The sequence below is a fragment of the Bacillus sp. FSL R10-2780 genome, from assembly GCF_038006125.1.
Taxonomy (GTDB): Bacteria; Bacillota; Bacilli; order Bacillales; family Bacillaceae_G; genus Bacillus_A; species Bacillus_A cereus_U.
Window position 1 is genome coordinate 4,246,574 of the sequence record NZ_JBBOUQ010000001.1, and the last position, 19,119, is coordinate 4,265,692.

The window sequence follows — 19,119 nt, forward strand, 5'->3', positions numbered from 1 at the left end:
ATAGGAAAAGTCGCCGATAGCAACAACGCAGAAAGCGACAAAAGAAATAAAAAAACTTGGTTGACATTGAAATATGAAAATGTTAACATAAGGGAGTCGCAAATGAGCGACAAACAAGTTCTTTGAAAACTGAACGAAACAAACAACGTAAACGTCAATTTTTATTTTTAGATGCTAGACAAACTAACTTTATTGGAGAGTTTGATCCTGGCTCAGGATGAACGCTGGCGGCGTGCCTAATACATGCAAGTCGAGCGAATGGATTAAGAGCTTGCTCTTATGAAGTTAGCGGCGGACGGGTGAGTAACACGTGGGTAACCTACCCATAAGACTGGGATAACTCCGGGAAACCGGGGCTAATACCGGATAATATTTTGAACTGCATAGTTCGAAATTGAAAGGCGGCTTCGGCTGTCACTTATGGATGGACCCGCGTCGCATTAGCTAGTTGGTGAGGTAACGGCTCACCAAGGCAACGATGCGTAGCCGACCTGAGAGGGTGATCGGCCACACTGGGACTGAGACACGGCCCAGACTCCTACGGGAGGCAGCAGTAGGGAATCTTCCGCAATGGACGAAAGTCTGACGGAGCAACGCCGCGTGAGTGATGAAGGCTTTCGGGTCGTAAAACTCTGTTGTTAGGGAAGAACAAGTGCTAGTTGAATAAGCTGGCACCTTGACGGTACCTAACCAGAAAGCCACGGCTAACTACGTGCCAGCAGCCGCGGTAATACGTAGGTGGCAAGCGTTATCCGGAATTATTGGGCGTAAAGCGCGCGCAGGTGGTTTCTTAAGTCTGATGTGAAAGCCCACGGCTCAACCGTGGAGGGTCATTGGAAACTGGGAGACTTGAGTGCAGAAGAGGAAAGTGGAATTCCATGTGTAGCGGTGAAATGCGTAGAGATATGGAGGAACACCAGTGGCGAAGGCGACTTTCTGGTCTGTAACTGACACTGAGGCGCGAAAGCGTGGGGAGCAAACAGGATTAGATACCCTGGTAGTCCACGCCGTAAACGATGAGTGCTAAGTGTTAGAGGGTTTCCGCCCTTTAGTGCTGAAGTTAACGCATTAAGCACTCCGCCTGGGGAGTACGGCCGCAAGGCTGAAACTCAAAGGAATTGACGGGGGCCCGCACAAGCGGTGGAGCATGTGGTTTAATTCGAAGCAACGCGAAGAACCTTACCAGGTCTTGACATCCTCTGAAAACTCTAGAGATAGAGCTTCTCCTTCGGGAGCAGAGTGACAGGTGGTGCATGGTTGTCGTCAGCTCGTGTCGTGAGATGTTGGGTTAAGTCCCGCAACGAGCGCAACCCTTGATCTTAGTTGCCATCATTAAGTTGGGCACTCTAAGGTGACTGCCGGTGACAAACCGGAGGAAGGTGGGGATGACGTCAAATCATCATGCCCCTTATGACCTGGGCTACACACGTGCTACAATGGACGGTACAAAGAGCTGCAAGACCGCGAGGTGGAGCTAATCTCATAAAACCGTTCTCAGTTCGGATTGTAGGCTGCAACTCGCCTACATGAAGCTGGAATCGCTAGTAATCGCGGATCAGCATGCCGCGGTGAATACGTTCCCGGGCCTTGTACACACCGCCCGTCACACCACGAGAGTTTGTAACACCCGAAGTCGGTGGGGTAACCTTTATGGAGCCAGCCGCCTAAGGTGGGACAGATGATTGGGGTGAAGTCGTAACAAGGTAGCCGTATCGGAAGGTGCGGCTGGATCACCTCCTTTCTATGGAGAATTGATGAACGCAGTTCATCAATAAACGTTGACTTGTTTTGTTTCGTTCAGTTTTGAGAGAACTATCTCTCAAGTTTAAATGTATGTTCTTTGAAAACTAGATAACAGTGTAGCTCATATTTTTTTAATTTTAGTTTGGTTAAGTTAGAAAGGGCGCACGGTGGATGCCTTGACACTAGGAGTCGATGAAGGACGGGACTAACGCCGATATGCTTCGGGGAGCTGTAAGTAAGCTTTGATCCGAAGATTTCCGAATGGGGAAACCCACTATACGTAATGGTATGGTATCCTTACCTGAATACATAGGGTATGGAAGACAGACCCAGGGAACTGAAACATCTAAGTACCTGGAGGAAGAGAAAGCAAATGCGATTTCCTGAGTAGCGGCGAGCGAAACGGAATCTAGCCCAAACCAAGAGGCTTGCCTCTTGGGGTTGTAGGACATTCTATACGGAGTTACAAAGGAACGAGGTAGACGAAGCGACCTGGAAAGGTCCGTCACAGAGGGTAATAACCCCGTAGTCGAAACTTCGTTCTCTCTTGAATGTATCCTGAGTACGGCGGAACACGTGAAATTCCGTCGGAATCTGGGAGGACCATCTCCCAAGGCTAAATACTCCCTAGTGATCGATAGTGAACCAGTACCGTGAGGGAAAGGTGAAAAGCACCCCGGAAGGGGAGTGAAAGAGATCCTGAAACCGTGTGCCTACAAATAGTCAGAGCCCGTTAATGGGTGATGGCGTGCCTTTTGTAGAATGAACCGGCGAGTTACGATCCCGTGCAAGGTTAAGCTGAAGAGGCGGAGCCGCAGCGAAAGCGAGTCTGAATAGGGCGTTTAGTACGTGGTCGTAGACCCGAAACCAGGTGATCTACCCATGTCCAGGGTGAAGTTCAGGTAACACTGAATGGAGGCCCGAACCCACGCACGTTGAAAAGTGCGGGGATGAGGTGTGGGTAGCGGAGAAATTCCAATCGAACCTGGAGATAGCTGGTTCTCCCCGAAATAGCTTTAGGGCTAGCCTTAAGTGTAAGAGTCTTGGAGGTAGAGCACTGATTGAACTAGGGGTCCTCATCGGATTACCGAATTCAGTCAAACTCCGAATGCCAATGACTTATCCTTAGGAGTCAGACTGCGAGTGATAAGATCCGTAGTCAAGAGGGAAACAGCCCAGATCGCCAGCTAAGGTCCCAAAGTGTGTATTAAGTGGAAAAGGATGTGGAGTTGCTTAGACAACTAGGATGTTGGCTCAGAAGCAGCCACCATTTAAAGAGTGCGTAATAGCTCACTAGTCGAGTGACTCTGCGCCGAAAATGTACCGGGGCTAAATACACCACCGAAGCTGCGAATTGATACCAATGGTATCAGTGGTAGGGGAGCGTTCTAAGTGCAGTGAAGTCAGACCGGAAGGACTGGTGGAGCGCTTAGAAGTGAGAATGCCGGTATGAGTAGCGAAAGACGGGTGAGAATCCCGTCCACCGAATGCCTAAGGTTTCCTGAGGAAGGCTCGTCCGCTCAGGGTTAGTCAGGACCTAAGCCGAGGCCGACAGGCGTAGGCGATGGACAACAGGTTGATATTCCTGTACCACCTCTTTATCGTTTGAGCAATGGAGGGACGCAGAAGGATAGAAGAAGCGTGCGATTGGTTGTGCACGTCCAAGCAGTTAGGCTGATAAGTAGGCAAATCCGCTTATCGTGAAGGCTGAGCTGTGATGGGGAAGCTCCTTATGGAGCGAAGTCTTTGATTCCCCGCTGCCAAGAAAAGCTTCTAGCGAGATAAAAGGTGCCTGTACCGCAAACCGACACAGGTAGGCGAGGAGAGAATCCTAAGGTGTGCGAGAGAACTCTGGTTAAGGAACTCGGCAAAATGACCCCGTAACTTCGGGAGAAGGGGTGCTTTCTTAACGGAAAGCCGCAGTGAATAGGCCCAAGCGACTGTTTAGCAAAAACACAGGTCTCTGCGAAGCCGTAAGGCGAAGTATAGGGGCTGACACCTGCCCGGTGCTGGAAGGTTAAGGAGAGGGGTTAGCGTAAGCGAAGCTCTGAACTGAAGCCCCAGTAAACGGCGGCCGTAACTATAACGGTCCTAAGGTAGCGAAATTCCTTGTCGGGTAAGTTCCGACCCGCACGAAAGGTGTAACGATTTGGGCACTGTCTCAACCAGAGACTCGGTGAAATTATAGTACCTGTGAAGATGCAGGTTACCCGCGACAGGACGGAAAGACCCCGTGGAGCTTTACTGTAGCCTGATATTGAATTTTGGTACAGTTTGTACAGGATAGGCGGGAGCCATTGAAACCGGAGCGCTAGCTTCGGTGGAGGCGCTGGTGGGATACCGCCCTGACTGTATTGAAATTCTAACCTACGGGTCTTATCGACCCGGGAGACAGTGTCAGGTGGGCAGTTTGACTGGGGCGGTCGCCTCCTAAAGTGTAACGGAGGCGCCCAAAGGTTCCCTCAGAATGGTTGGAAATCATTCGTAGAGTGCAAAGGCATAAGGGAGCTTGACTGCGAGACCTACAAGTCGAGCAGGGACGAAAGTCGGGCTTAGTGATCCGGTGGTTCCGCATGGAAGGGCCATCGCTCAACGGATAAAAGCTACCCCGGGGATAACAGGCTTATCTCCCCCAAGAGTCCACATCGACGGGGAGGTTTGGCACCTCGATGTCGGCTCATCGCATCCTGGGGCTGTAGTCGGTCCCAAGGGTTGGGCTGTTCGCCCATTAAAGCGGTACGCGAGCTGGGTTCAGAACGTCGTGAGACAGTTCGGTCCCTATCCGTCGTGGGCGCAGGAAATTTGAGAGGAGCTGTCCTTAGTACGAGAGGACCGGGATGGACGCACCGCTGGTGTACCAGTTGTTCTGCCAAGGGCATAGCTGGGTAGCTATGTGCGGAAGGGATAAGTGCTGAAAGCATCTAAGCATGAAGCCCCCCTCAAGATGAGATTTCCCATAGCGTAAGCTAGTAAGATCCCTGAAAGATGATCAGGTTGATAGGTTCGAGGTGGAAGCATGGTGACATGTGGAGCTGACGAATACTAATAGATCGAGGACTTAACCATATAATATGAAGCAAATGTTATCTAGTTTTGAAGGAATATACCTTCAATAGTTTGGTGATGATGGCAGAGAGGTCACACCCGTTCCCATACCGAACACGGAAGTTAAGCTCTCTAGCGCCGATGGTAGTTGGGACCTTGTCCCTGTGAGAGTAGGACGTCGCCAAGCAAGCTAAAACACAAGTCAAAAGACTTGTGTTTTTTTGTATATTTGTTTCGTTAGAAACAAGAGTGGAAATATGGATTGCTAAATCATACCAGATGGAAAATTATTTACAGAATCATGATAAAGGCGAAGTGTTTTCGCTATTTTTATTAAGCGTTCATTAAACTATATGTATTTCGTCATAGGACCATTATTGGTCATATCTTCAATATAAGAGGAAATCTCTCTTCTTTTATAATTAATTTCTAAAAAATTTGGCGCATAATTGAAGCTTCTATGCTCTAAATGATTTAATGGTTTATGAATTGTATAGCTATTTTTCCTTGAAACCCTGTATGCAGTATCCCTTAACTAATAAACATTAGAGGTATTTCTGCCGGTAAATATTTCTTCTTCATGATTGGACATCTAAATCTTCTTCACTAATATACTTTTGAAAATAACTCCGTTCATAATTTCAATAATATAGATTTGTATAATTGCTTCCTTTGAGTTTGCAGTTTGCTAAATCTATTAAACAAGCCCGTCTATATAATTGCATTTTATATAGACGGGCTTGTTTAATTTTTTATTCTTATAATAGTAGCGTTTTGAGGGATATTTTTTTGTTATTAAGTATAGGGAAGTAGTACATAATCTATGGAAATAATACAGGTGCTTTTCAACTATTATGAGAACAGCTATATTATGGCTAAATATGTAGTGAGATATAGGAATGTTGAACAAGGAGCTCATTTACAATTGAAGTGTATATATGTGCATGAAATCTTCTTTGATTAGTAGTCGTAACTTCTTGAGGCATAAATTTTTGAATTCCGTAACGTCAGTGCTACAATGATTGAAAAATAAATGTTAATGAGGTGTTCATATGAAAATTGAAGTTTGGTCTGATTTTGTATGCCCGTTTTGCTATATTGGGAAGCGTAGATTAGAAATGGCTTTAGAGCAATTTCCACATAAGAAAGATGTTGAAGTTGAGTTTAAAAGTTTTGAATTAGATCAAAATGCTCCGATCTACTCTGGAACGAGTATTAATGAAGTACTTGCATCGAAGTATGGAATTAGTGTTGAAGAAGCTGATCGTAATAATATACAACTAGGCAATCATGCAGCTAGTATGGGTTTAAGTTTCAATTTTGAAGAGATGAAGCCAACAAATACTTTTGATGCACATCGTTTGGCGAAATTCGCAAAGGATCAGGGGAAGGAAAAGGAGATTACAGAAAATCTACTTTTTGCATATTTCACTGAATCGAGAAACTTAAGTGATGTGGAAACACTAGCTAATATTGCTGAAGCTTCCGGTCTAGATAGGGAAGAGGCTTTAAATGTTATTCATAATAAAAATGCTTATGCCAATGAGGTTAGGATTGATGAATCAATTGCCCAACAATATAAAATTACAGGGGTACCTTATTTTATTGTTAATCAAAAGTATGCTATTTCAGGTGCACAACCACTTGAAACCTTTGTTGGTGCACTTCAGCAGGTGTGGGAAGAAGAGAATCCTAAGTCTGAACTTCAAGATCTTTCAATAAATAGTACAACAGATGATTATTGTGCAGATGGTAGCTGCTCGATACCTTCAAAGGAATAATATTTAATTCTTTCTTTCTATTATGGTGTACATAATGTAATGAGGGGATAAATTTAAAATGTCATATGTATATTAATGACAACTAAATACGAATAACCTACAGTGACTTTTATAGGTTATTCGTATTTAGTTTATTTTTGGGGAGTTACATTCAAGTGTATTATTATTGTGCTAACGGATTGTTGGTATAGTTAATTCATATTTTTATAAAAAACTTATTTAAAACTATTGACGATTAACATACATAGGTGTAATATAGAACAAGTCGCCGATAGCAACAACGCAGAAAGTGACAAAAGAAATAAAAAAACTTGGTTGACATTGAAATATGAAAATGTTAACATAAGGGAGTCGCAAATGAGCGACAAACAAGTTCTTTGAAAACTGAACGAAACAAACAACGTAAACGTCAATTTTTATTTTTAGATGCTAGACAAACTAACTTTATTGGAGAGTTTGATCCTGGCTCAGGATGAACGCTGGCGGCGTGCCTAATACATGCAAGTCGAGCGAATGGATTAAGAGCTTGCTCTTATGAAGTTAGCGGCGGACGGGTGAGTAACACGTGGGTAACCTACCCATAAGACTGGGATAACTCCGGGAAACCGGGGCTAATACCGGATAATATTTTGAACTGCATAGTTCGAAATTGAAAGGCGGCTTCGGCTGTCACTTATGGATGGACCCGCGTCGCATTAGCTAGTTGGTGAGGTAACGGCTCACCAAGGCAACGATGCGTAGCCGACCTGAGAGGGTGATCGGCCACACTGGGACTGAGACACGGCCCAGACTCCTACGGGAGGCAGCAGTAGGGAATCTTCCGCAATGGACGAAAGTCTGACGGAGCAACGCCGCGTGAGTGATGAAGGCTTTCGGGTCGTAAAACTCTGTTGTTAGGGAAGAACAAGTGCTAGTTGAATAAGCTGGCACCTTGACGGTACCTAACCAGAAAGCCACGGCTAACTACGTGCCAGCAGCCGCGGTAATACGTAGGTGGCAAGCGTTATCCGGAATTATTGGGCGTAAAGCGCGCGCAGGTGGTTTCTTAAGTCTGATGTGAAAGCCCACGGCTCAACCGTGGAGGGTCATTGGAAACTGGGAGACTTGAGTGCAGAAGAGGAAAGTGGAATTCCATGTGTAGCGGTGAAATGCGTAGAGATATGGAGGAACACCAGTGGCGAAGGCGACTTTCTGGTCTGTAACTGACACTGAGGCGCGAAAGCGTGGGGAGCAAACAGGATTAGATACCCTGGTAGTCCACGCCGTAAACGATGAGTGCTAAGTGTTAGAGGGTTTCCGCCCTTTAGTGCTGAAGTTAACGCATTAAGCACTCCGCCTGGGGAGTACGGCCGCAAGGCTGAAACTCAAAGGAATTGACGGGGGCCCGCACAAGCGGTGGAGCATGTGGTTTAATTCGAAGCAACGCGAAGAACCTTACCAGGTCTTGACATCCTCTGAAAACTCTAGAGATAGAGCTTCTCCTTCGGGAGCAGAGTGACAGGTGGTGCATGGTTGTCGTCAGCTCGTGTCGTGAGATGTTGGGTTAAGTCCCGCAACGAGCGCAACCCTTGATCTTAGTTGCCATCATTAAGTTGGGCACTCTAAGGTGACTGCCGGTGACAAACCGGAGGAAGGTGGGGATGACGTCAAATCATCATGCCCCTTATGACCTGGGCTACACACGTGCTACAATGGACGGTACAAAGAGCTGCAAGACCGCGAGGTGGAGCTAATCTCATAAAACCGTTCTCAGTTCGGATTGTAGGCTGCAACTCGCCTACATGAAGCTGGAATCGCTAGTAATCGCGGATCAGCATGCCGCGGTGAATACGTTCCCGGGCCTTGTACACACCGCCCGTCACACCACGAGAGTTTGTAACACCCGAAGTCGGTGGGGTAACCTTTATGGAGCCAGCCGCCTAAGGTGGGACAGATGATTGGGGTGAAGTCGTAACAAGGTAGCCGTATCGGAAGGTGCGGCTGGATCACCTCCTTTCTATGGAGAATTGATGAACGCAGTTCATCAATAAACGTTGACTTGTTTTGTTTCGTTCAGTTTTGAGAGAACTATCTCTCAAGTTTAAATGTATGTTCTTTGAAAACTAGATAACAGTGTAGCTCATATTTTTTTAATTTTAGTTTGGTTAAGTTAGAAAGGGCGCACGGTGGATGCCTTGACACTAGGAGTCGATGAAGGACGGGACTAACGCCGATATGCTTCGGGGAGCTGTAAGTAAGCTTTGATCCGAAGATTTCCGAATGGGGAAACCCACTATACGTAATGGTATGGTATCCTTACCTGAATACATAGGGTATGGAAGACAGACCCAGGGAACTGAAACATCTAAGTACCTGGAGGAAGAGAAAGCAAATGCGATTTCCTGAGTAGCGGCGAGCGAAACGGAATCTAGCCCAAACCAAGAGGCTTGCCTCTTGGGGTTGTAGGACATTCTATACGGAGTTACAAAGGAACGAGGTAGACGAAGCGACCTGGAAAGGTCCGTCACAGAGGGTAATAACCCCGTAGTCGAAACTTCGTTCTCTCTTGAATGTATCCTGAGTACGGCGGAACACGTGAAATTCCGTCGGAATCTGGGAGGACCATCTCCCAAGGCTAAATACTCCCTAGTGATCGATAGTGAACCAGTACCGTGAGGGAAAGGTGAAAAGCACCCCGGAAGGGGAGTGAAAGAGATCCTGAAACCGTGTGCCTACAAATAGTCAGAGCCCGTTAATGGGTGATGGCGTGCCTTTTGTAGAATGAACCGGCGAGTTACGATCCCGTGCAAGGTTAAGCTGAAGAGGCGGAGCCGCAGCGAAAGCGAGTCTGAATAGGGCGTTTAGTACGTGGTCGTAGACCCGAAACCAGGTGATCTACCCATGTCCAGGGTGAAGTTCAGGTAACACTGAATGGAGGCCCGAACCCACGCACGTTGAAAAGTGCGGGGATGAGGTGTGGGTAGCGGAGAAATTCCAATCGAACCTGGAGATAGCTGGTTCTCCCCGAAATAGCTTTAGGGCTAGCCTTAAGTGTAAGAGTCTTGGAGGTAGAGCACTGATTGAACTAGGGGTCCTCATCGGATTACCGAATTCAGTCAAACTCCGAATGCCAATGACTTATCCTTAGGAGTCAGACTGCGAGTGATAAGATCCGTAGTCAAGAGGGAAACAGCCCAGATCGCCAGCTAAGGTCCCAAAGTGTGTATTAAGTGGAAAAGGATGTGGAGTTGCTTAGACAACTAGGATGTTGGCTCAGAAGCAGCCACCATTTAAAGAGTGCGTAATAGCTCACTAGTCGAGTGACTCTGCGCCGAAAATGTACCGGGGCTAAATACACCACCGAAGCTGCGAATTGATACCAATGGTATCAGTGGTAGGGGAGCGTTCTAAGTGCAGTGAAGTCAGACCGGAAGGACTGGTGGAGCGCTTAGAAGTGAGAATGCCGGTATGAGTAGCGAAAGACGGGTGAGAATCCCGTCCACCGAATGCCTAAGGTTTCCTGAGGAAGGCTCGTCCGCTCAGGGTTAGTCAGGACCTAAGCCGAGGCCGACAGGCGTAGGCGATGGACAACAGGTTGATATTCCTGTACCACCTCTTTATCGTTTGAGCAATGGAGGGACGCAGAAGGATAGAAGAAGCGTGCGATTGGTTGTGCACGTCCAAGCAGTTAGGCTGATAAGTAGGCAAATCCGCTTATCGTGAAGGCTGAGCTGTGATGGGGAAGCTCCTTATGGAGCGAAGTCTTTGATTCCCCGCTGCCAAGAAAAGCTTCTAGCGAGATAAAAGGTGCCTGTACCGCAAACCGACACAGGTAGGCGAGGAGAGAATCCTAAGGTGTGCGAGAGAACTCTGGTTAAGGAACTCGGCAAAATGACCCCGTAACTTCGGGAGAAGGGGTGCTTTCTTAACGGAAAGCCGCAGTGAATAGGCCCAAGCGACTGTTTAGCAAAAACACAGGTCTCTGCGAAGCCGTAAGGCGAAGTATAGGGGCTGACACCTGCCCGGTGCTGGAAGGTTAAGGAGAGGGGTTAGCGTAAGCGAAGCTCTGAACTGAAGCCCCAGTAAACGGCGGCCGTAACTATAACGGTCCTAAGGTAGCGAAATTCCTTGTCGGGTAAGTTCCGACCCGCACGAAAGGTGTAACGATTTGGGCACTGTCTCAACCAGAGACTCGGTGAAATTATAGTACCTGTGAAGATGCAGGTTACCCGCGACAGGACGGAAAGACCCCGTGGAGCTTTACTGTAGCCTGATATTGAATTTTGGTACAGTTTGTACAGGATAGGCGGGAGCCATTGAAACCGGAGCGCTAGCTTCGGTGGAGGCGCTGGTGGGATACCGCCCTGACTGTATTGAAATTCTAACCTACGGGTCTTATCGACCCGGGAGACAGTGTCAGGTGGGCAGTTTGACTGGGGCGGTCGCCTCCTAAAGTGTAACGGAGGCGCCCAAAGGTTCCCTCAGAATGGTTGGAAATCATTCGTAGAGTGCAAAGGCATAAGGGAGCTTGACTGCGAGACCTACAAGTCGAGCAGGGACGAAAGTCGGGCTTAGTGATCCGGTGGTTCCGCATGGAAGGGCCATCGCTCAACGGATAAAAGCTACCCCGGGGATAACAGGCTTATCTCCCCCAAGAGTCCACATCGACGGGGAGGTTTGGCACCTCGATGTCGGCTCATCGCATCCTGGGGCTGTAGTCGGTCCCAAGGGTTGGGCTGTTCGCCCATTAAAGCGGTACGCGAGCTGGGTTCAGAACGTCGTGAGACAGTTCGGTCCCTATCCGTCGTGGGCGCAGGAAATTTGAGAGGAGCTGTCCTTAGTACGAGAGGACCGGGATGGACGCACCGCTGGTGTACCAGTTGTTCTGCCAAGGGCATAGCTGGGTAGCTATGTGCGGAAGGGATAAGTGCTGAAAGCATCTAAGCATGAAGCCCCCCTCAAGATGAGATTTCCCATAGCGTAAGCTAGTAAGATCCCTGAAAGATGATCAGGTTGATAGGTTCGAGGTGGAAGCATGGTGACATGTGGAGCTGACGAATACTAATAGATCGAGGACTTAACCATATAATATGAAGCAAATGTTATCTAGTTTTGAAGGAATATACCTTCAATAGTTTGGTGATGATGGCAGAGAGGTCACACCCGTTCCCATACCGAACACGGAAGTTAAGCTCTCTAGCGCCGATGGTAGTTGGGACCTTGTCCCTGTGAGAGTAGGACGTCGCCAAGCAACTTTAAGATGAGTCAGAATGACTCGTCTTTTTTGTGTTTAATGAAATAAGCTTGTTATCTATGGTTCAAGAAACCTATTGATAACAAGCTTATTTGTTTAAAGGTAAGTGTATTTATATAGGCTTCACTTTGTTTCTTACATCGATAAGCTCAAAACGTTCATGAGCAAGTAGCATAGTGTTTATTTGTAATAGCTTTGTAGTTATTTGAAATCCACGGATCAATGAAGATAATAAACTGAATAAATATGGCTTTTAAACAAGTTCACTCCATTTATGAGGATCTTTTTCTTAGACATCTTTAATGACGGGATGTTTAATCTCTGAATTGTTTCGTATGATAATGGCTTTAATTCGTGAATAGCAAAGAAGCTACCACATGTTAAATTGAAGTGAACCCGAATAGTGGTACATGAAAAAGTTTGAAGAAAAAAGTTCATTGTAACAGGCTATTTGTTTCATTTATCCCGCTATTCGCCGGGCAGTAAAACTCCCACCTCAAAATTCAGCTGGAGCAAAGAAGTTAGGTGGGAGCCCTGCTGCCCGTAAACCCCCACTGATTAAAGTTTCACTTTATTTGTTTTAAATAGTTATATGGTGAAAGTGGTGGAGTTAAAAAGATAATAGCGCGTGTTCTTTTTTCTGAATCTGGCTTTTGAAGAGCGGCGATAATTTCAAAATATAGTTCTTGAAAGTCTTATGTAGTACTTTCGCATATAACATTTTGGATAAAGATGTGTGGATTAATGTTTAGACTCTATAATCTTCTTTGTAGTTTGTTACACGAAATTCCCAAGGAAATCTCTGGGGCGGGAAGATCAGTTGTGAGTAGTAATATTGGAACTGCTCTTGTACATAGTGTTCAGCTTTTTTATAAGTTCTACTTGTTTCCTCTAGTAGTTGGATAAGAATCTTTTTTTGTGTAGCCTTATAAATAAGATAACTAAAGTATAGTTGGCCACTGGTTGCTATTTGAACAGCATATTTGTCTTTATTATCACGTTGATATAAATAAGTTGGAGGAAGAATGGGTTCATCGGGAATAAATGCAGGTAGTTATATACTCTATTTGTAATTTGGTTGGAAATAATGAAACTATATGCTTTGTTAGCAATGCTATTTGCTCTTCTAACGGAAAAGCTTACTGTTTTCTGTATATAGATATAGGATACAACTCTTTAAATTTTATAATTTTGGAGCTTTTATATAGAAGATAAGTGTAAGTGAAAAATTATAGTGTGATTACTTAAATGCAAGGAAGTAGTGGTGTATAACAAGAGGTTAGAACGTTTGTTCTTGAATGGTGTAATGGGCATACTCAATCAATTGAGGCGCTTATTTTCTATTGGACATATGTGTTTAAAGAAGAGCTGCCATACTAGGTTCGGATTTCCAGTATAGCTTGTAACTTTACATACCTTAGTGAGGTGGTTCTTCAGTAAAGTATATTTCAATTATTAATATTGGATTTATTGACACTCCCATTGTTAAAGGGGCAACCTGATTAACATCAGTGTGATTCTTGCTACCAAAGGCGAAGTCCATTTTTGGTATCGCTGACGTGCAAGATTGTAGTGTGCCATCACTACTCTCACTATAGATCGTATAGGTTCGTGAGCCACGGTGCTATGACAGCGGCATGTTCATATGTTTTAGTGTCTTGTTCTTGTCTATAGTTGACGTGTATCAAAATAATGAGTGTTTTTCTATGAAAGTATCGTGAAATCTGTAAACGAACCAATTATTCTATTTCCAACTGGTTTTATGAAATAATCTACGAATGGTCCTTTACTCATCATAATTTTTAATATTAATTGAATCTAGTCTATAGTCGGTTCATTCTATTATGAATGGTTCAGGAGAGTGAAGAAGAGTGTGTGCACTGTTAGAAAGAGATATTGTAATTAAGATAAGGAGAGTAAATGAAGTTGCTAGAAAAGAATTTCTTGTGGAACCCAGTAATGTACGGGGGATAATCCTCTTGAAATAGAGAGGTTTGTTAGGGGAGATTAGTAGATAGAGGTAGACAATGATTGCTATTTAGTAAAGTCTTCGTGGATTCTTATGTAACCTTTACTAATCGGGAATTTATGGATCGTCAGGCTCACTACTAACTTCTTTGCTTCAGCCTAACTTTGAGGTGGGAGTCTTACTGTCCGCAAATAGCGGGATAAAGTGGTGTGAACATATTAAATTAAATATCTTTATAAAAAGGTGTTGACGATTATCCTATAGAGGTGTAATATAGAACAAGTCGCCGATAGCAACAACGCAGAAAGCGACAAAAGAAATAAAAAAACTTGGTTGACATTGAAATATGAAAATGTTAACATAAGGGAGTCGCAAATGAGCGACAAACAAGTTCTTTGAAAACTGAACGAAACAAACAACGTAAACGTCAATTTTTATTTTTAGATGCTAGACAAACTAACTTTATTGGAGAGTTTGATCCTGGCTCAGGATGAACGCTGGCGGCGTGCCTAATACATGCAAGTCGAGCGAATGGATTAAGAGCTTGCTCTTATGAAGTTAGCGGCGGACGGGTGAGTAACACGTGGGTAACCTACCCATAAGACTGGGATAACTCCGGGAAACCGGGGCTAATACCGGATAATATTTTGAACTGCATAGTTCGAAATTGAAAGGCGGCTTCGGCTGTCACTTATGGATGGACCCGCGTCGCATTAGCTAGTTGGTGAGGTAACGGCTCACCAAGGCAACGATGCGTAGCCGACCTGAGAGGGTGATCGGCCACACTGGGACTGAGACACGGCCCAGACTCCTACGGGAGGCAGCAGTAGGGAATCTTCCGCAATGGACGAAAGTCTGACGGAGCAACGCCGCGTGAGTGATGAAGGCTTTCGGGTCGTAAAACTCTGTTGTTAGGGAAGAACAAGTGCTAGTTGAATAAGCTGGCACCTTGACGGTACCTAACCAGAAAGCCACGGCTAACTACGTGCCAGCAGCCGCGGTAATACGTAGGTGGCAAGCGTTATCCGGAATTATTGGGCGTAAAGCGCGCGCAGGTGGTTTCTTAAGTCTGATGTGAAAGCCCACGGCTCAACCGTGGAGGGTCATTGGAAACTGGGAGACTTGAGTGCAGAAGAGGAAAGTGGAATTCCATGTGTAGCGGTGAAATGCGTAGAGATATGGAGGAACACCAGTGGCGAAGGCGACTTTCTGGTCTGTAACTGACACTGAGGCGCGAAAGCGTGGGGAGCAAACAGGATTAGATACCCTGGTAGTCCACGCCGTAAACGATGAGTGCTAAGTGTTAGAGGGTTTCCGCCCTTTAGTGCTGAAGTTAACGCATTAAGCACTCCGCCTGGGGAGTACGGCCGCAAGGCTGAAACTCAAAGGAATTGACGGGGGCCCGCACAAGCGGTGGAGCATGTGGTTTAATTCGAAGCAACGCGAAGAACCTTACCAGGTCTTGACATCCTCTGAAAACTCTAGAGATAGAGCTTCTCCTTCGGGAGCAGAGTGACAGGTGGTGCATGGTTGTCGTCAGCTCGTGTCGTGAGATGTTGGGTTAAGTCCCGCAACGAGCGCAACCCTTGATCTTAGTTGCCATCATTAAGTTGGGCACTCTAAGGTGACTGCCGGTGACAAACCGGAGGAAGGTGGGGATGACGTCAAATCATCATGCCCCTTATGACCTGGGCTACACACGTGCTACAATGGACGGTACAAAGAGCTGCAAGACCGCGAGGTGGAGCTAATCTCATAAAACCGTTCTCAGTTCGGATTGTAGGCTGCAACTCGCCTACATGAAGCTGGAATCGCTAGTAATCGCGGATCAGCATGCCGCGGTGAATACGTTCCCGGGCCTTGTACACACCGCCCGTCACACCACGAGAGTTTGTAACACCCGAAGTCGGTGGGGTAACCTTTATGGAGCCAGCCGCCTAAGGTGGGACAGATGATTGGGGTGAAGTCGTAACAAGGTAGCCGTATCGGAAGGTGCGGCTGGATCACCTCCTTTCTATGGAGAATTGATGAACGCAGTTCATCAATAAACGTTGACTTGTTTTGTTTCGTTCAGTTTTGAGAGAACTATCTCTCAAGTTTAAATGTATGTTCTTTGAAAACTAGATAACAGTGTAGCTCATATTTTTTTAATTTTAGTTTGGTTAAGTTAGAAAGGGCGCACGGTGGATGCCTTGACACTAGGAGTCGATGAAGGACGGGACTAACGCCGATATGCTTCGGGGAGCTGTAAGTAAGCTTTGATCCGAAGATTTCCGAATGGGGAAACCCACTATACGTAATGGTATGGTATCCTTACCTGAATACATAGGGTATGGAAGACAGACCCAGGGAACTGAAACATCTAAGTACCTGGAGGAAGAGAAAGCAAATGCGATTTCCTGAGTAGCGGCGAGCGAAACGGAATCTAGCCCAAACCAAGAGGCTTGCCTCTTGGGGTTGTAGGACATTCTATACGGAGTTACAAAGGAACGAGGTAGACGAAGCGACCTGGAAAGGTCCGTCACAGAGGGTAATAACCCCGTAGTCGAAACTTCGTTCTCTCTTGAATGTATCCTGAGTACGGCGGAACACGTGAAATTCCGTCGGAATCTGGGAGGACCATCTCCCAAGGCTAAATACTCCCTAGTGATCGATAGTGAACCAGTACCGTGAGGGAAAGGTGAAAAGCACCCCGGAAGGGGAGTGAAAGAGATCCTGAAACCGTGTGCCTACAAATAGTCAGAGCCCGTTAATGGGTGATGGCGTGCCTTTTGTAGAATGAACCGGCGAGTTACGATCCCGTGCAAGGTTAAGCTGAAGAGGCGGAGCCGCAGCGAAAGCGAGTCTGAATAGGGCGTTTAGTACGTGGTCGTAGACCCGAAACCAGGTGATCTACCCATGTCCAGGGTGAAGTTCAGGTAACACTGAATGGAGGCCCGAACCCACGCACGTTGAAAAGTGCGGGGATGAGGTGTGGGTAGCGGAGAAATTCCAATCGAACCTGGAGATAGCTGGTTCTCCCCGAAATAGCTTTAGGGCTAGCCTTAAGTGTAAGAGTCTTGGAGGTAGAGCACTGATTGAACTAGGGGTCCTCATCGGATTACCGAATTCAGTCAAACTCCGAATGCCAATGACTTATCCTTAGGAGTCAGACTGCGAGTGATAAGATCCGTAGTCAAGAGGGAAACAGCCCAGATCGCCAGCTAAGGTCCCAAAGTGTGTATTAAGTGGAAAAGGATGTGGAGTTGCTTAGACAACTAGGATGTTGGCTCAGAAGCAGCCACCATTTAAAGAGTGCGTAATAGCTCACTAGTCGAGTGACTCTGCGCCGAAAATGTACCGGGGCTAAATACACCACCGAAGCTGCGAATTGATACCAATGGTATCAGTGGTAGGGGAGCGTTCTAAGTGCAGTGAAGTCAGACCGGAAGGACTGGTGGAGCGCTTAGAAGTGAGAATGCCGGTATGAGTAGCGAAAGACGGGTGAGAATCCCGTCCACCGAATGCCTAAGGTTTCCTGAGGAAGGCTCGTCCGCTCAGGGTTAGTCAGGACCTAAGCCGAGGCCGACAGGCGTAGGCGATGGACAACAGGTTGATATTCCTGTACCACCTCTTTATCGTTTGAGCAATGGAGGGACGCAGAAGGATAGAAGAAGCGTGCGATTGGTTGTGCACGTCCAAGCAGTTAGGCTGATAAGTAGGCAAATCCGCTTATCGTGAAGGCTGAGCTGTGATGGGGAAGCTCCTTATGGAGCGAAGTCTTTGATTCCCCGCTGCCAAGAAAAGCTTCTAGCGAGATAAAAGGTGCCTGTACCGCAAACCGACACAGGTAGGCGAGGAGAGAATCCTAAGGTGTGCGAGAGAACTCTGGTTAAGGAACTCGGCAAAATGACCCCGTAACTTCGGGAGAAGGGGTGCTTTCTTAACGGAAAGCCGCAGTGAATAGGCCCAAGCGACTGTTTAGCAAAAACACAGGTCTCTGCGAAGCCGTAAGGCGAAGTATAGGGGCTGACACCTGCCCGGTGCTGGAAGGTTAAGGAGAGGGGTTAGCGTAAGCGAAGCTCTGAACTGAAGCCCCAGTAAACGGCGGCCGTAACTATAACGGTCCTAAGGTAGCGAAATTCCTTGTCGGGTAAGTTCCGACCCGCACGAAAGGTGTAACGATTTGGGCACTGTCTCAACCAGAGACTCGGTGAAATTATAGTACCTGTGAAGATGCAGGTTACCCGCGACAGGACGGAAAGACCCCGTGGAGCTTTACTGTAGCCTGATATTGAATTTTGGTACAGTTTGTACAGGATAGGCGGGAGCCATTGAAACCGGAGCGCTAGCTTCGGTGGAGGCGCTGGTGGGATACCGCCCTGACTGTATTGAAATTCTAACCTACGGGTCTTATCGACCCGGGAGACAGTGTCAGGTGGGCAGTTTGACTGGGGCGGTCGCCTCCTAAAGTGTAACGGAGGCGCCCAAAGGTTCCCTCAGAATGGTTGGAAATCATTCGTAGAGTGCAAAGGCATAAGGGAGCTTGACTGCGAGACCTACAAGTCGAGCAGGGACGAAAGTCGGGCTTAGTGATCCGGTGGTTCCGCATGGAAGGGCCATCGCTCAACGGATAAAAGCTACCCCGGGGATAACAGGCTTATCTCCCCCAAGAGTCCACATCGACGGGGAGGTTTGGCACCTCGATGTCGGCTCATCGCATCCTGGGGCTGTAGTCGGTCCCAAGGGTTGGGCTGTTCGCCCATTAAAGCGGTACGCGAGCTGGGTTCAGAACGTCGTGAGACAGTTCGGTCCCTATCCGTCGTGGGCGCAGGAAATTTGAGAGGAGCTGTCCTTAGTACGAGAGGACCGGGATGGACGCACCGCTGGTGTACCAGTTGTTCTGCCAAGGGCATAGCTGGGTAGCTATGTGCGGAAGGGATAAGTGCTGAAAGCATCTAAGCATGAAGCCCCCCTCAAGATGAGATTTCCCATAGCGTAAGCTAGTAAGATCCCTGAAAGATGATCAGGTTGATAGGTTCGAGGTGGAAGCATGGTGACATGTGGAGCTGACGAATACTAATAGATCGAGGACTTAACCATATAATATGAAGCAAATGTTATCTAGTTTTGAAGGAATATACCTTCAATAGTTTGGTGATGATGGCAGAGAGGTCACACCCGTTCCCATACCGAACACGGAAGTTAAGCTCTCTAGCGCCGATGGTAGTTGGGACCTTGTCCCTGTGAGAGTAGGACGTCGCCAAGCAACTTTAAGATGAGTCAGAATGACTCGTCTTTTTTGTGTTTAATGAAATAAGCTTGTTATCTATGGTTCAAGAAACCTATTGATAACAAGCTTATTTGCG

1 protein-coding gene and 9 rRNA genes are annotated in these 19,119 nt (G+C 46.7%); all 10 read left to right on the top strand.

The features are described from left to right. Positions 1 to 189: 189 nt before the first annotated feature. The 10 genes from NSQ47_RS22230 to rrf (NSQ47_RS22275) all read left to right on the top strand — a co-directional run bounded on the left by NSQ47_RS22230 (position 190) and on the right by rrf (NSQ47_RS22275) (position 19,019). Positions 190 to 1,741: ribosomal RNA gene (locus NSQ47_RS22230) — 16S ribosomal RNA — on the top strand. 146 nt (positions 1,742 to 1,887) lie between these two features. Then, positions 1,888 to 4,809 (top strand): 23S ribosomal RNA (locus NSQ47_RS22235). Between the two features lie 50 nt (positions 4,810 to 4,859). Beyond that, a 5S ribosomal RNA gene (rrf, locus tag NSQ47_RS22240) occupies positions 4,860 to 4,975 on the top strand. Together the 16S, 23S and 5S rRNA genes form the textbook arrangement of a ribosomal RNA operon. Positions 4,976 to 5,840: 865 nt before the next feature. Next, the gene (locus tag NSQ47_RS22245) at positions 5,841 to 6,569 is read left to right on the top strand and encodes a DsbA family oxidoreductase (protein ID WP_002016772.1); all 729 of its coding nucleotides are present in this window, start codon (positions 5,841 to 5,843) and stop codon (positions 6,567 to 6,569) included. A gap of 444 nt (positions 6,570 to 7,013) precedes the next feature. Next, positions 7,014 to 8,565 (top strand): 16S ribosomal RNA (locus tag NSQ47_RS22250). Positions 8,566 to 8,711: 146 nt separating this feature from the next. Continuing rightward, positions 8,712 to 11,633 (top strand): 23S ribosomal RNA (locus NSQ47_RS22255). A 50-nt stretch (positions 11,634 to 11,683) separates the two neighbouring features. Then, positions 11,684 to 11,799: ribosomal RNA gene (gene rrf, locus NSQ47_RS22260) — 5S ribosomal RNA — on the top strand. A 2,434-nt stretch (positions 11,800 to 14,233) separates the two neighbouring features. Beyond that, positions 14,234 to 15,785: ribosomal RNA gene (locus tag NSQ47_RS22265) — 16S ribosomal RNA — on the top strand. 146 nt (positions 15,786 to 15,931) lie between these two features. Then, a 23S ribosomal RNA gene (locus tag NSQ47_RS22270) occupies positions 15,932 to 18,853 on the top strand. Between the two features lie 50 nt (positions 18,854 to 18,903). Continuing rightward, positions 18,904 to 19,019, top strand: a 5S ribosomal RNA gene (gene rrf / locus NSQ47_RS22275). The last annotated feature ends 100 nt before the right edge of the window (positions 19,020 to 19,119 follow it).